Raw genomic sequence first — 12923 nt, forward strand, 5'->3', positions numbered from 1 at the left:
AGATCTCGATGTCGTCGTCGTTGACCGTGTTCGCCGGCAGCAGCGAGATCACGCCGTTCGCGGTCAGCCAGCGGCCCTGGATCAGGCGCGCAAGCATCGACTTCGCGTCGGAGAACACGCGCCGCGCCGATTCGCCGACGATCTCGTCGTTCAGGATCGCCGGGTACGGGCCCGCGAGATCCCAGGTCTGGAAGAACGGGCCCCAGTCGATGTAGTTCGCGAGTTCGTTCAGGTCGTAATTCTTGAACACGCGGCGGCCGATGAACTTCGGCTTCACGGGCTGGTAGCCCGCCCAGTCGATCTTCGTCTTGTTCGCGCGCGCCTGCTCGAGCGTGACCATCGGCTGCGCCTTGCGGTTCGCGTGCTGGTCGCGGATCCGGTCGTAATCGGACTTCAGCTCGTCGAGGTACTTCGCCGCGCCTTCGTCCGACAGCAGGTTCGACGCGACCGACACGGAGCGCGACGCGTCCGGCACGTAGACGACCGGGCCTTCGTAGTGCGGCGCGATCTTCACGGCCGTGTGCACGCGCGAGGTCGTCGCGCCGCCGATCAGCAGCGGGATCTTCCTCACGCGGAAGTAGTCGTCGCGCTGCATTTCGGACGCGACGTACGCCATTTCCTCGAGGCTCGGCGTGATGAGGCCCGACAGCCCGATGATGTCCGCGCCCTCGACCTTCGCCTTCGCGAGGATCTCGTTGCACGGCACCATCACGCCCATGTTGACCACTTCGAAGTTGTTGCACTGGAGCACGACCGACACGATGTTCTTGCCGATGTCGTGCACGTCGCCCTTCACGGTCGCGATGACGATCTTGCCCTTCGCGCGCACGTCGCCGCCCGCTTCCGCGAGCAGCCGCTTTTCTTCCTCGATGAACGGGATCAGGTGCGCGACGGCCTGCTTCATCACACGCGCCGACTTCACGACCTGCGGCAGGAACATCTTGCCCTGGCCGAACAGGTCGCCGACGATGTTCATCCCGTCCATCAGCGGGCCTTCGATCACGTTGATCGGACGGCCGCCGGCCGCGGCGATCTTCGCGCGGACTTCCTCGGTATCCTCGACGATGAAGTTCGTGATGCCGTGCACGAGCGCATGCGAAAGCCGCTTCTCGACCGGCTGGTTGCGCCACTCGAGGTTCTCTTCCTTCTTCGCGCCGCCCGCCTTGAACTTGTCGGCGATCTCGAGCAGTCGGTCGGTCGAATCGTCGCGGCGGTTCAGGATCACGTCCTCGACGCGCTCGCGCAGCTCCGGGTCGAGATCGGCGTACACGCCGAGCTGGCCCGCGTTCACGATACCCATGTCCATGCCCGCCTGGATCGCGTGGTACAGGAACACGGTGTGGATCGCCTCGCGCACCGGGTCGTTGCCGCGGAACGAGAACGACACGTTCGACACGCCGCCGCTCACCTTCGCGTACGGCAGGTTTTGCTTGATCCAGCGGGTCGCCTCGATGAAGTCGACCGCGTAGTTGTTGTGCTCCTCGATGCCGGTCGCGACCGCGAAGATGTTCGGATCGAAGATGATGTCTTCCGGCGGGAAGCCGACTTCGTTCACGAGGAAGTCGTACGAGCGCTTGCAGATCTCGGTCTTGCGTGCGTAGGTATCGGCCTGGCCCGTCTCGTCGAATGCCATCACGACCGCGGCCGCGCCGTAGCGGCGGATCAGGTTCGCGTGGCGGCGGAACGCGTCCTCGCCTTCCTTCAGCGAGATCGAGTTCACGATCGCCTTGCCCTGCACGCACTTGAGGCCGGCTTCGATGACTTCCCACTTCGACGAGTCGATCATGATCGGCACGCGCGCGATGTCCGGCTCGGACGCGATCAGGTTCAGGAAGCGCACCATCGCCGCCTTCGAATCGAGCATCGCCTCGTCCATGTTGATGTCGATTACCTGCGCGCCGTTCTCGACCTGCTGGCGCGCGACCGCGAGCGCCTCGTCGAACTGGCCGTTGAGGATCATCCGCGCGAATGCCTTCGAGCCGGTGACGTTGGTGCGTTCACCGACGTTGATGAAGAGCGTTCCGGACGTGACGTTGAACGGCTCGAGGCCGGCAAGGCGCATCATGTGATCGGTCATGGCGGTGCGAATTCGTATGAGGTAGGGCGGGCGTTGATGCGGTCGGTCAGGCGGCGTCGCTGTACTGGCTCGGCCAGCGGCGCGGTTTCACGTCGGCGAGCGCCTTCGCGATCTCGGCGATGTGCTCGGGCGTCGTGCCGCAGCAGCCGCCGGCGAGGTTCACGAGCCCGGCCTGCGCGAATTCCTTCAGGAGGCCCGACGTGACGTCCGGCGTCTCGTCGAAGCCGGTGTCGCTCATCGGGTTCGGCAGGCCCGCGTTCGGGTAGCACGACACGTAGGTGTCGCACAGCTTCGCGAGCTCGGCGATGTACGGGCGCATCAGCGCCGCGCCGAGCGCGCAGTTCAGGCCGAACGTGAGCGGCTTCGCGTGGCGCAGCGAATTCCAGAACGCCTCGACCGTCTGGCCCGACAGGATGCGGCCAGATGCGTCGGTGACGGTGCCCGAGATCATGATCGGCAGGCGCTCGCCGGTGTCTTCGAACAGTTCGTCGAGCGCGAAGAGGGCGGCCTTCGCGTTCAGCGTGTCGAAGATCGTCTCGACGAGGAACAGGTCGACGCCGCCGTCGAGCAGCGCCTTCGCCTGCTGGTAATACGCGTCGCGCAGCTCGTCGAACGTGACGTTGCGCGCGCCCGGGTCGTTGACGTCCGGCGAGATGCTCGCCGTCTTCGGCGTCGGCCCGATCGCGCCCGCGACGAAGCGCGGTTTGTCGGGCGTCGCGTAGCGGGCCGCCGATTCGCGCGCGAGCCGCGCCGATTCGACGTTCATCTCGACGACGAGGTCTTCCATCCCGTAGTCGGCCTGAGCGACCGTCGTCGCGCCGAAGGTGTTGGTTTCGACGATGTCCGCGCCGGCCGCGAAGTACTGGTCGTGGATCTCGCTGATGATCTGCGGCTGCGTGAGCGACAGCAGTTCGTTGTTGCCCTTGATGTCGCGCGGGAAATCCTTGAAGCGCTCGCCGCGATACGCGGCCTCGTCGAGCTTGTAGCGCTGGATCATCGTGCCCATCGCGCCGTCGAGGATCAGGATGCGCGATTTCAGCAGCGCGGGCAGTGCGGCGCCACGCGTGTAGGGCGCGTCGAGCGGGGCGGAAGCGGCGAGAGGAGTCGCAGACATGGGCGAGAGACCGGCGAAGACGGGAAAACCGTCATTGTAGCCGGTGCGCCGGTGCGCCGCCCGGCCTTGCGCGGCGCGGAGCCGGCCGGCGCGGCATGCGGGTGGCGCGCACGGTCGTGGTGCAGGCAACGGTGCGGGCCCGATGCCTGCGTGCGTGCGGTCTGCGCGCAATGAACGTGCGTACCCGTATGCGGGTCGCGCACCGGCCGCATCAAACGAAAACCCCCGCCCGGCGAACCGGACGGGGGCTTGGATCGGAGTGCTCGCGGCGCCGCTTCAGTGCGGCGAATGGCCCGGCGATGCGCCGGGCCGCGGGTCGTCAGTGCAGGACGACGGGCATCATCATCAGGCTGTCGAACTGTCCGAGGAATTCGTCCACTTCGTCGAGCGACGGTTCATCCTCGATCAGCTGCTTCACGTGTGCGCGGAATCGTTCGGCGAGCTCGCCGTCGATGAAGATCTCGCGCTGGGCGTTCTTGTCGACGATTTCGTATCCGCCGGCATTCATCAGATGGTGGCCGGCCTGCGGCGCAAATTCGACGACGCAGTAGTTGGGGCTGTTGTAGATCATTTGCATGGCGGCACTCCTCTTCGCAGTGGCATCTGGCCTTGTTGTCCCGTAGGTGGGGCGGGCTGTGCCGGTTTCAAGGGGCTTGCGCTGCACACCCCGTTCTCCCGTTTGCGTGGGGTGTATCGGTTAGAAACCAATGTCTATCAAACGTTTCTTATTGTGATCCGGTGGACTGAAATAGTTGTTAAAGAGTGTCATCGGCCATTTCGGCGAGTCCTTTAATCGGTCGAAATTGCCGATTGGTCGATCTCACGGCGCGGACGGCGCCGAGACGGGCGATGCAGCCGCGGATGCGGGCGGTTGCACGACCGGCTGCGGGGCGGGTGGTGCCGGCTCCGCGGCCGGTGTGCCGGCAGGCGCGTTGGTTGCGCCTTCCTTCGTTGCGCCTTGCGTCGCGCCGGCGGTCGGTGCATCCGGCGGGGCGAGCCGGCCGTGCCACAGCAGCTCGATCTGCGAACCATTCGGTTCCGATTGTACGAGCCTCGCGGGCAGCCAGTCGAGCGACGGCGCGAGCCACATGTCGATGCGGCGCGTGTCGCCGTCGCGGCGTGGCAGCCGCATGAAATGGCGTGCCCGGATGATGCCGGCCTGCGTCTGCACGTCCTCGTCGCCGATCACCGTGATCGGCCAGGTCTCGCCGCTGTTGTTGTCGATCACGAAGAACTGTTGCGTGACGCCCGGCTTGTACATGGCCGGATTGCCGCGCACGAGCCCCGACAGCTGCATCAGCATGCTGAAGCGATCCTGCACGCCGTCGGGCAGCGGCGCGTTGTTCGGCGTGCGCGTGAAGACCACCTGGCGGATCTCGCGGTTGAAGATCGCGATGTCCTCGGGCCGCTTGCCGCGCTTCTCGACATAGCGGTCGGGCGCGACGCCGAATGCGTCGATGCGGCCTTCGCTGCGGTAGGAGAACGGGCCGACGAACGGCACCGGCATCGACACCGACAGATCGTAGGTGCGCCCGTCGGTGCGCCAGTGGATCGTGCCGATCATGTTCTGCATCCCGTTGTAGAACGTGTCGTACTGCAGGTCGCCGGGCGGCGGCGCCGCGAACTTCACGCCGCTCGTCGCGGGGCCCGGCGTCGCGGCACTGGCGCCACCGGCGGCATCGCCGGACGATGCCGCGTGCGCGCCCGATGCGCCTGTCGTGCCGCTCGCGGCGGAGGCGGCGGCCGGCGGCGGCTCGCCGTGCTCGGCCGTCTGCGTCGACGTGAGGACCGGCTCGGGCGACGGCGCGGGCTTCGGTGCAGGCTTCGGCGTGGCGGGAGCCGGTTTCGCCGGCGCCTGCTCGGCCGGATGTTCTATCGGATGTTCGGCCGGCTTGGGCGCAGGCTGGCGCTCGATCGGTTGCGGCTTCAGCAATTCGATCTGCACCGGTATCGCGGCGGGCGCGGGCGGCGTGAACGCGTCGCGGCTGCGCGTCAGCCACAAGGCCGCAAGCGCGTGCAGCACCAGCACGACCACGAGCGCGATGCCCACGCGCAGCCAGCGGCGGGGCGGGGCGTGACGAGGACGGGTGTCGGCAGGCGGCATCGGCGAAACGGTACAGGGTTGGGGCGGTCGCGGCGCGCAGCGCGCGTCACAGCCGTCGGACCGCCGGATGCGCCGCGCGTTCGCGGTACATCGCGCGGGTGTCGCACGTGTGTAGCGCGCCCGGCGTGTCCGGCGTGTCAGGCGTGTCAGGCGTCGCGCGCGTCCGGACTATAGCCGAGTTCGTAGGACAGTTTCTGCGCGCAGGCACGCAGCGCGGTGTCGATTTCGCCGCCCCACGCGATGTCGAACATGCCTTCCTGGCCGAGCGCGACGATCGCGAGCGCGAGTTCGCCGACCGCGTCGAACACCGGCATGCAGAACGCATGGATCGTCGGCAGCAGCATCCCTTCGACGCGCGCGGCCTGATGCGCACGCACGTCGGCGAGCACCGCCTCGACCTCGTCGAGCGTGCGCGGGCCGCCGTGATGCGGCGAGCGGCGCGTGTCGGCGAGCTCGCGTTCGAGCATCGCCGCGGTCTTGCTGCGCGGCAGGTACGCGGCGAACAGCAGGCCCGTCGCGGAGCCGAGCAGCGGCATCACGTCGCCGAGCTTCAGCGACGCCTTCGCGGGATGGCTCGATTCCATCCAGTGCACGATCGTCGGCCCCTGGTTGCCCCACACCGCGATGCCGACCGTCTGGTCGACGCGGTCGCGCAGCTCCGTCAGCGCGATCCGCGCGAGCTTCACGCCGTCGACGCGCGCGAGCCGCGCGAGCCCCATTTGCAGCGCGAAGCCGCCGAGCTCGTAGCGGCCCGACACGGGATCCTGCGACACGACGCCGAGCCGCGAGAAGCTGACCAGGTAGCGGTGCGCCTTCGCCGGGCTCATGCCCGCGCGCTGCGCGAGGTCGCGCAGCATCATCGCGCGCGGCTCGCTCGTGAGCACATCGAGCAGGCGGAAGCCGACCTCGATCGACTGGATGCCGGAACGGAGCTTCTCGCCGCCTTCACCGTGTTCGCCGGCGCCGGTGTCGTCGGTGTCGGAATCGGCGGGATCGTCGTCGGGAAGCGGGCTGGCAGGCATGGGCAACGGGGGCGCGACAAGGCGGCAAGGGTCGGGACGAAAACGGCGCGCACGATCGTGGCGCGCCGCACGGATTCACCATCGTAAAATAGATTCCCTCCATCGTCACTAAAACGGCAGATACCCCATGAAACTTGCATCGCTGAAGGACGGCACGCGCGACGGCCAGCTGATCGTCGTGTCGCGCGACCTGCACACCGCGGCGATCGCCGATGCGATCGCACCGACGCTGCAGCGCGTCCTCGACGACTGGGCGTTCTACGCGCCGCAACTGCGCGACCTTTACGACGCGCTGAACCACGGCCGCGCACGCAACGCGTTCGCGTTCGATCCGGCGAACTGCATGGCGCCGCTGCCGCGCGCGTTCCAGTGGGCCGACGGCTCCGCGTACGTGAACCACGTCGAGCTCGTGCGTCGCGCGCGCGGCGCCGAGATGCCGCCGGAGTTCTGGACCGATCCGCTGATGTACCAGGGCGGCAGCGACGATTTCCTCGGCGCGCGCGACGACATCGTGTGTCCGTCCGAGGAATGGGGCATCGACTTCGAGGCCGAAGTCGCGGTGATCACCGGCGACGTGCCGATGAGCGCGTCGCCGGACGACGCGCTGAAGGCCGTGCGGCTCGTCACGCTCGTGAACGACGTGTCGCTGCGCAACCTGATTCCGGCCGAGCTCGCGAAGGGCTTCGGCTTCTTCCAGAGCAAGCCGGCCACCGCGTTCGCACCGGTCGCGGTGACGCTCGACGAGCTCGGCGACGAATGGCGCGAAGGCCGCGTGCACCGGCCGATGATCGTCCACTGGAACGGCAGGAAGGTTGGCCAGCCCGACGCGGGCACCGACATGGTGTTCCACTTCGGCCAGTTGATCGCGCACGCGGCGAAGACGCGTAACCTGCGTGCCGGCTCGATCGTCGGCTCGGGCACGGTGTCGAACAAGGACGCGAAGCGCGGCTACTGCTGCATCGCCGAGAAGCGCTGCCTCGAGACGATCGAGCACGGCGCGCCGCAGACCGAATTCATGCGCTACGGCGACACCGTGCGCATCGAGATGTTCGACGCGGCCGGCAAGTCGATCTTCGGCGCGATCGAGCAGGCGGTCGCGCCGCCCGACGGCGCGGCCTGACGCAAACGCGCCAGTCGACGCGAAACCCGGCCCCGGCCCGCGCGCCGGGTTTCGCCTGATGTTTGCCCGCGCGGGCTTGGCTACACTCGATTCAGGCGCTTCAGGCGTCTCGAGAACCCGGGAGCTGCGCATGGCCGATCTCGCCGCATACGGCGGTTACGAAGCACTGAAGGTGACACGCCGCGATCACGGCGTGCTCGACATCGTGATGAGCGGCGAGGGCGCGAACCGCAGCGGCCTCGCGACTGCGAACGAGCGCATGCATCGCGAGCTCGCCGACATCTGGCGCGACGTCGACCGCGATCCCGACACGCGCGTCGCGGTGATCCGCGGCGAGGGCAAGGGCTTTTCGGCGGGCGGCGATCTCGCGCTCGTCGAGGCGATGGCGAACGACTTCGACGTGCGCGCGCGCGTGTGGCGCGAGGCGCGCGACCTCGTCTACAACGTGATCAACTGCAGCAAGCCGATCGTGTCCGCGATGCACGGCCCGGCCGTCGGCGCGGGGCTCGTCGCCGGACTGCTCGCCGACATCTCGATCGCCGCGAGGGACGCGCGCATCATCGACGGCCATACGCGGCTCGGCGTCGCGGCCGGCGATCACGCGGCGATCGTGTGGCCGCTGTTGTGCGGGATGGCGAAGGCGAAGTACTACCTGCTGCTGTGCGAACCGGTGACCGGCGAGGAGGCCGAGCGGATCGGCCTCGTGTCGCTCGCGGTCGAGCCAGCCGACCTGCTGCCGAAGGCGTACGAGGTTGCCGAGCGGCTCGCGCACGGATCGCAGTCGGCGATCCGCTGGACCAAGTACGCGCTGAACAACTGGCTGCGCAGCGCCGGGCCGACGTTCGATACGTCGCTCGCGCTCGAATTCATGGGCTTCTCCGGGCCCGACGTGCAGGAAGGCATCCGCTCGCTGCGCGAGCGGCGCCCGCCCGACTTCCCCGGCGACGCACCGTTCTGACGCGCGTTATGATCGAACCAAAGGCGGCCGCTCGATCCGTGCCGGCCGCTTCGCTCCCCCAGTCAACCAGGACGCCCGTATGACGACCGATGCCCCCGGCTCCAATCCTTTCGCCGGCTTTGCCGGTTTCAAGCCTGCCGACATGCTCGACCGGATGTGGGACATGATGCGGATGACGCCGTTCGGCGGGATGGCGTCGTTTCCCGGCACCGCGTCGGGGCTGCCGCCTTCGCTGTCGAGCATGTCCGACATGATGGCGCCGCTCACGAGCGTCGAGGAACTCGACAAGCGGATCACCGATCTGCGTGCGGTCGAGCAATGGCTCAAGCTCAATCTCGGGATGCTGCAGTCCGCGATCCAGGCACTCGAGGTGCAGCGCGCGACGCTCGCGACGCTGCGCGCGTTCGGCGCGTTCGCGCAAAGCTCGATGTCGGCGGCCGAGGAGGCCGCGGTTGCGGCAGCGCAAGCGGCGTCCGCGCCGCGCGCCGACGCGCAGCAAGCGCCGGACGCCGCCGCCGCGGACGCGCCGCCGGCTGGCGACGCCGCGCAACAGGCGTTCGATCCGGCCGGCTGGTGGAATCTGCTGCAGGCGCAGTTCAACCAGCTCGCGAGCCTCGCGATGACGCAGCCGGGGGCGCAGCCCACGGCACCGGACGACGCAGCACCGCCCGAGCAGGCCGCACCGGCCGCGCGGGCGGCACAGCCCGCGCCGGCCGCGGCCGCCGCGCCGCGCAAGCCGGCCGCGAAGCGCGCGAAGCCGGCCGATTCGGCCGCGGCGCGCGCGGCAGCCGCTTCGTCGCCCGAAACGCGTCCGCCGAAGCGCTCGACGTGATGCGAACCGGATAGCAGGTCGATCATGCGGCTCGCGCTCGTGCTGATGGGAGGCGGCGCACGTGCCGCCTATCAGGTCGGCGTGCTGAAGGCGCTGGCCGAAATCGCGCGCGAGGCCGATCCGAACCGGCATACGGTGCCGTTCACGGTGGTCTGCGGGTCATCGGCCGGCGCGATCAATGCGACGTCGATCGCAAGCCACGCGGACGACTTTTCGCACGGCGTGCGGCGCCTGCTCGAATTCTGGGAGCCGCTGCGCGCGGACTACGTGTATCGCACCGACTGGCTCGGCATCGCCGCGGCGGGCGCACGCTGGCTCGCGACGATGACCTTCGGCTGGGCGGCGCGCCGCTCGCCGCGCGGGCTGCTCGACAACGCGCCGCTCGCGCACCTGCTGCAGCGCGAGCTGAGCTTCCACCGGATCGAGCAGATGCTCGAGGCCCGCCTGCTGCATGCGCTGTCGGTGACGGCGCTCAGCTATTCGAGCGGCCGGCACCTGACCTTCTACCAGGCCGCCGAGCCGATCCAGGCATGGCGGCGCGCGCAGCGCACCGCACGGCTCGTCGATCTGTCGGCGTCGCACCTGCTCGCGTCGTCGGCCATTCCGTTCGTGTTCCCGGCCGTGCCGCTCGTGCTCGACGGCCAGATCGAATACTTCGGCGACGGGTCGATCCGCCAGGTCGCGCCGCTGTCGCCGGCGATCCACTTCGGCGCGGACCGGATCGTCGTCGTCGGCGCGGCCGATCCGCGGCCCGAAATTCCCGCCGCGAACGGCTCGGGGCTGGTGCGCGGTTACCCGACGCCCGCGCAGATCGGCCAGCAGGTGCTCGCGAGCGTGTTTCTCGACTCGATCGGCTCGGACATCGAGCGGATCGAGCACATCAACCGAATGATCGAGCATTTGCCGCACCAGGTCGAAGTCGACAGCGGCTGGCGGCACGTCGACGTGCTCGCGATCGCGCCGTCCGAGCGCATCGAGCTGATCGCCGCGAAACACCTGAAGCAGATGCCGGCGACGATGCGCGGGCTGCTCGGCGCGATCGGCGGCAGCCAGCCCGCCGGCGCGTCGTTCGCGAGCTACCTGTTGTTCGAGGAGGCGTTCACGCGCGAACTGATCGAACTCGGCTACCGCGACGGACGCGCGCAGCGCGACACGCTGGCGGACTGGATCGCCCGGGCCGACGGCGGCAGCGCGCCGGCGGCCGGCACGCCGCCCGAAGGCGGTCTCGCGACAGGCGAAATACGGGTCTGACCGACAGGCCCGGGCAGGCCCGAAAGCGACTCAGCTTACATTTCGGTTGCGTTTTCGCGACGGGGCCTGCGACCGATCGCCGCACCGCCGTTGGCGGCCCGCGACCGGTTCCGCGTCTCGGAACCGTCATGTGTGCGTGCTATCATGGCCGCCGCCGTATACACCATATCGAGCAGCCCGCCGGTCCGGCGGTCGCACGGGAACCCGTCCGGGGACCGCGTGGCGCCGGGCGGGCTCGCCACCGAGCCGGCCTGCGCCGGCCCCCACATCAGGCACGCGCGGTCGGTTCCGTTCGAGCGGAGCGGGGTCGCGGCGTGCTTCAAGGCGGCTACGCGGCCGCCCGGCTGCCGAACGCGGAATCTGCGTCCGGGGGCTGGATTCACGCGTAAAATTAGAGTCTTGGCTGCAAAAAGCGCGTTCGCGCGCCCGCGCGGCAACAGTCACGTTTAGAGAAGTCGCATTGCGCAGAACAGGGGTGGGACCATCATGAACACCATGCTTTATCCGGAACTTTACAGGTCGCTCGAAGCTGTCCGCTGGGACATGGAGAAGGACATTCCGTGGGACAAGTTCGACGCTTCGCTGCTCACCGACGAGCAGGCGAAGACGATCAAGATGAACGCGATCACCGAATGGTCGGCGCTGCCCGCGACGGAAATGTTCCTGCGCGACAACCAGCACGACAGCGACTTCTCAGCGTTCATGAGCGTGTGGTTCTTCGAGGAGCAGAAGCATTCGCTCGTGCTGATGGAATACCTGCGCCGCTTCCGGCCGGAAATGGTGCCGACCGAAGAGGAACTGCACGCGGTGCGCTTCGAGTTCGACCCGGCGCCGCCGCTCGAGACGCTGATGCTGCACTTCTGCGGCGAGATCCGCCTGAACCACTGGTATCGCTGCGCGGCCGACTGGCACACCGAGCCGGTCATCAAGCACATCTACGAAACGATCTCGCGCGATGAAGCGCGCCACGGCGGCGCTTACCTGCGCTACATGAAGAAGGCGCTGAACAACTGCGGCGACGTCGCGCGCGCGGCGTTCGCGAAGATCGGCGTGCTGATGGCGTCGGCGCGCCGCACCGAGAAGCCGCTGCACCCGACCAACCTGCACGTGAACCAGGCGCTGTTCCCGCGCGACACCGTGCAGTCGCGCCTGCCCGATCCGGAATGGCTCGAGCGCTGGCTCGACGAGCAGATCCGTTTCGACGGCGAGTGGGAAAAGAAGGTCGTCGAGCGGATCCTGCACAACCTGTCGATCCTGTTCGAGCGCACCTTCGCGACCGCGCAGGAACTGAACCGCTATCGCAAGGAAGTCACCGGCCGCCTGCAGTCCGAAAGCGGCCCGTCATCGGCCGCGCAACCGGCCTGAGGCCGCGCGGCGTCGCAGCCGGCGTGAAGCGCCGCCGGCCGCGCTCGCCGCCCCGTATTCCCGCATGAAGCCCGCCCGGCGATCCGGCGGGCTTTTTATCTGGCGCCGCCGTGTTCCGTCGCGACGTGCACCGCGCGCCGCTCACGCCATCCGAAATCCATCATGTCCGCTACCTTCGAACGCAAGCTGATCACCCGTGACGCCCTGGTTGCGCTGCGCGCTTCGCTGCCTTCGCCCGTCGTGTTCACGAACGGCGTGTTCGACATCCTGCACCGTGGCCACGTCACCTATCTCGCCGATGCGAAGGCGCTCGGCGCATGCCTGATCGTCGGCGTGAACAGCGATGCGTCGGTGCGCATGCTCGGCAAGGGCGACGACCGGCCGATCAACCGCGAGGACGACCGCATGGCGCTGCTCGCGGCGCTGGAAAGCGTCGACTGGGTCGTGAAGTTCGAGGAGAAGACGCCGGTGTCGCTGATCGAGGCCGTCCGTCCGGACATTCTCGTGAAGGGCGGCGACTACGACATGGACGCGCTGCCGGAATCGGCGATCGTGCGCGGCTGGGGCGGGCGGGCGCTCGCGATTCCGTTCGAGCACGACCGCTCGACCACCGCGCTGCTGAAGAAGGTGCGCGCGCAGCAGTCCTGATGCGGGTGCCGCGCCGTCAGGGCGCGGATGCCGCGAACGGCTCGGCCGGGACGGCCGGCGCGCCGATCGGGCCGCCGATCACCGGCTGATCGGCCGCCTGCGCGAGCGGCATCGCATGCAGCGCCTCGGGCCGCACCTGCCGGGACAGCACGCCCGGTTCGCGCGGACCGGCCGCCGGCAGCGGCCCGAACACGCCGCGCACGGCGACGAACGCGAGCAGGTTCGCGAGAAAGAGAACAGCGATCAGCCAGCGCAGCATCGTCGACACTCCTCGTCGTTGTTCAGTCGTTCAGTCGGGACGGTCGCACGGCGGGCGTCGTCGTCGCCGGCGATCGTTCGCGTCGACCGGGGCCGCATGCGGCCGGGCTCTCCGCAGGGGCGCCAGGCACCGGCGCCCGTTTTTCCATCGTCACCGCGACGAAGCCCGCAGCC

12 protein-coding genes are annotated in these 12923 nt (G+C 68.6%); 6 read left to right on the forward strand and 6 right to left on the reverse strand.

Annotation, left to right across the window (positions count from 1 at the left end; genetic code table 11):
- The 5 genes from DIE16_RS20735 to DIE16_RS20760 form a co-directional block, all read right to left on the reverse strand.
- The coding region (locus DIE16_RS20735; RefSeq protein WP_185735491.1) for a dihydropteroate synthase at positions 1-2077 on the reverse strand (2077 nt) is incomplete at its 3' end.
- 46 nt (positions 2078-2123) lie between these two features.
- The gene (locus DIE16_RS20740) at positions 2124-3191 is read right to left on the reverse strand and encodes a homocysteine S-methyltransferase family protein (protein ID WP_044846194.1); all 1068 of its coding nucleotides are present in this window, start codon (positions 3189-3191) and stop codon (positions 2124-2126) included.
- A 319-nt stretch (positions 3192-3510) separates the two neighbouring features.
- On the reverse strand, positions 3511-3768 hold the full coding sequence (locus DIE16_RS20745; protein ID WP_006477667.1) for a DUF3567 domain-containing protein: 258 nt from the start codon (positions 3766-3768) through the stop codon (positions 3511-3513).
- Positions 3769-4011: 243 nt separating this feature from the next.
- On the reverse strand, positions 4012-5295 hold the full coding sequence (locus tag DIE16_RS20755) for a DUF3108 domain-containing protein (RefSeq protein ID WP_124893328.1): 1284 nt from the start codon (positions 5293-5295) through the stop codon (positions 4012-4014).
- A gap of 146 nt (positions 5296-5441) precedes the next feature.
- Complete coding sequence (locus tag DIE16_RS20760; RefSeq protein ID WP_044846196.1) at positions 5442-6317, reverse strand: IclR family transcriptional regulator; 876 nt, start codon at positions 6315-6317, stop codon at positions 5442-5444.
- Between the two features lie 127 nt (positions 6318-6444).
- Here DIE16_RS20760 and DIE16_RS20765 point away from each other — a divergent pair, with 127 nt between their 5' ends.
- From DIE16_RS20765 to rfaE2, 6 genes are all read left to right on the forward strand, one after another.
- Complete coding sequence (locus DIE16_RS20765; protein ID WP_059465886.1) at positions 6445-7437, forward strand: fumarylacetoacetate hydrolase family protein; 993 nt, start codon at positions 6445-6447, stop codon at positions 7435-7437.
- Between the two features lie 130 nt (positions 7438-7567).
- On the forward strand, positions 7568-8395 hold the full coding sequence (locus DIE16_RS20770; protein ID WP_124893329.1) for an enoyl-CoA hydratase/isomerase family protein: 828 nt from the start codon (positions 7568-7570) through the stop codon (positions 8393-8395).
- A 79-nt stretch (positions 8396-8474) separates the two neighbouring features.
- On the forward strand, positions 8475-9227 hold the full coding sequence (locus DIE16_RS20775; RefSeq protein WP_124893330.1) for a PhaM family polyhydroxyalkanoate granule multifunctional regulatory protein: 753 nt from the start codon (positions 8475-8477) through the stop codon (positions 9225-9227).
- A 24-nt stretch (positions 9228-9251) separates the two neighbouring features.
- Positions 9252-10478: a patatin-like phospholipase family protein gene (locus tag DIE16_RS20780; protein WP_124666503.1), complete on the forward strand. Its 1227-nt coding sequence runs from the start codon at positions 9252-9254 to the stop codon at positions 10476-10478.
- Between the two features lie 486 nt (positions 10479-10964).
- Complete coding sequence (locus DIE16_RS20790; protein WP_059451551.1) at positions 10965-11843, forward strand: ferritin; 879 nt, start codon at positions 10965-10967, stop codon at positions 11841-11843.
- Between the two features lie 162 nt (positions 11844-12005).
- Positions 12006-12491, forward strand: a complete 486-nt coding sequence (gene rfaE2 / locus DIE16_RS20795; RefSeq protein ID WP_060110665.1) for a D-glycero-beta-D-manno-heptose 1-phosphate adenylyltransferase — start codon at positions 12006-12008, stop codon at positions 12489-12491.
- A gap of 16 nt (positions 12492-12507) precedes the next feature.
- Here the strand turns inward: rfaE2 and DIE16_RS20800 are convergent, their stop codons facing one another.
- Entirely contained in the window at positions 12508-12750 is a 243-nt protein-coding gene (locus DIE16_RS20800; RefSeq protein ID WP_044846779.1) for a hypothetical protein, read from the reverse strand.
- Positions 12751-12923 lie beyond the last annotated feature (173 nt).

The sequence above is a fragment of the Burkholderia sp. Bp9090 genome (assembly GCF_003857985.1).
Taxonomy (GTDB): domain Bacteria; phylum Pseudomonadota; class Gammaproteobacteria; order Burkholderiales; family Burkholderiaceae; genus Burkholderia.

What these genes read in the sequence shown, in the direction of transcription:
- DIE16_RS20745 (WP_006477667.1), bottom strand. Translation starts at nt 3,768, where the DNA reads ATGCAAATGATCTACAACAGCCCCAACTACTGCGTCGTCGAATTTGCG.
- DIE16_RS20765 (WP_059465886.1), top strand. Translation starts at nt 6,445, where the DNA reads ATGAAACTTGCATCGCTGAAGGACGGCACGCGCGACGGCCAGCTGATC.
- DIE16_RS20800 (WP_044846779.1), bottom strand. Translation starts at nt 12,750, where the DNA reads ATGCTGCGCTGGCTGATCGCTGTTCTCTTTCTCGCGAACCTGCTCGCG.
- DIE16_RS20780 (WP_124666503.1), top strand. Translation starts at nt 9,252, where the DNA reads ATGCGGCTCGCGCTCGTGCTGATGGGAGGCGGCGCACGTGCCGCCTAT.
- DIE16_RS20770 (WP_124893329.1), top strand. Translation starts at nt 7,568, where the DNA reads ATGGCCGATCTCGCCGCATACGGCGGTTACGAAGCACTGAAGGTGACA.
- rfaE2 (WP_060110665.1), top strand. Translation starts at nt 12,006, where the DNA reads ATGTCCGCTACCTTCGAACGCAAGCTGATCACCCGTGACGCCCTGGTT.
- DIE16_RS20740 (WP_044846194.1), bottom strand. Translation starts at nt 3,191, where the DNA reads ATGTCTGCGACTCCTCTCGCCGCTTCCGCCCCGCTCGACGCGCCCTAC.
- DIE16_RS20760 (WP_044846196.1), bottom strand. Translation starts at nt 6,317, where the DNA reads ATGCCTGCCAGCCCGCTTCCCGACGACGATCCCGCCGATTCCGACACC.
- DIE16_RS20755 (WP_124893328.1), bottom strand. Translation starts at nt 5,295, where the DNA reads ATGCCGCCTGCCGACACCCGTCCTCGTCACGCCCCGCCCCGCCGCTGG.
- DIE16_RS20790 (WP_059451551.1), top strand. Translation starts at nt 10,965, where the DNA reads ATGAACACCATGCTTTATCCGGAACTTTACAGGTCGCTCGAAGCTGTC.
- DIE16_RS20775 (WP_124893330.1), top strand. Translation starts at nt 8,475, where the DNA reads ATGACGACCGATGCCCCCGGCTCCAATCCTTTCGCCGGCTTTGCCGGT.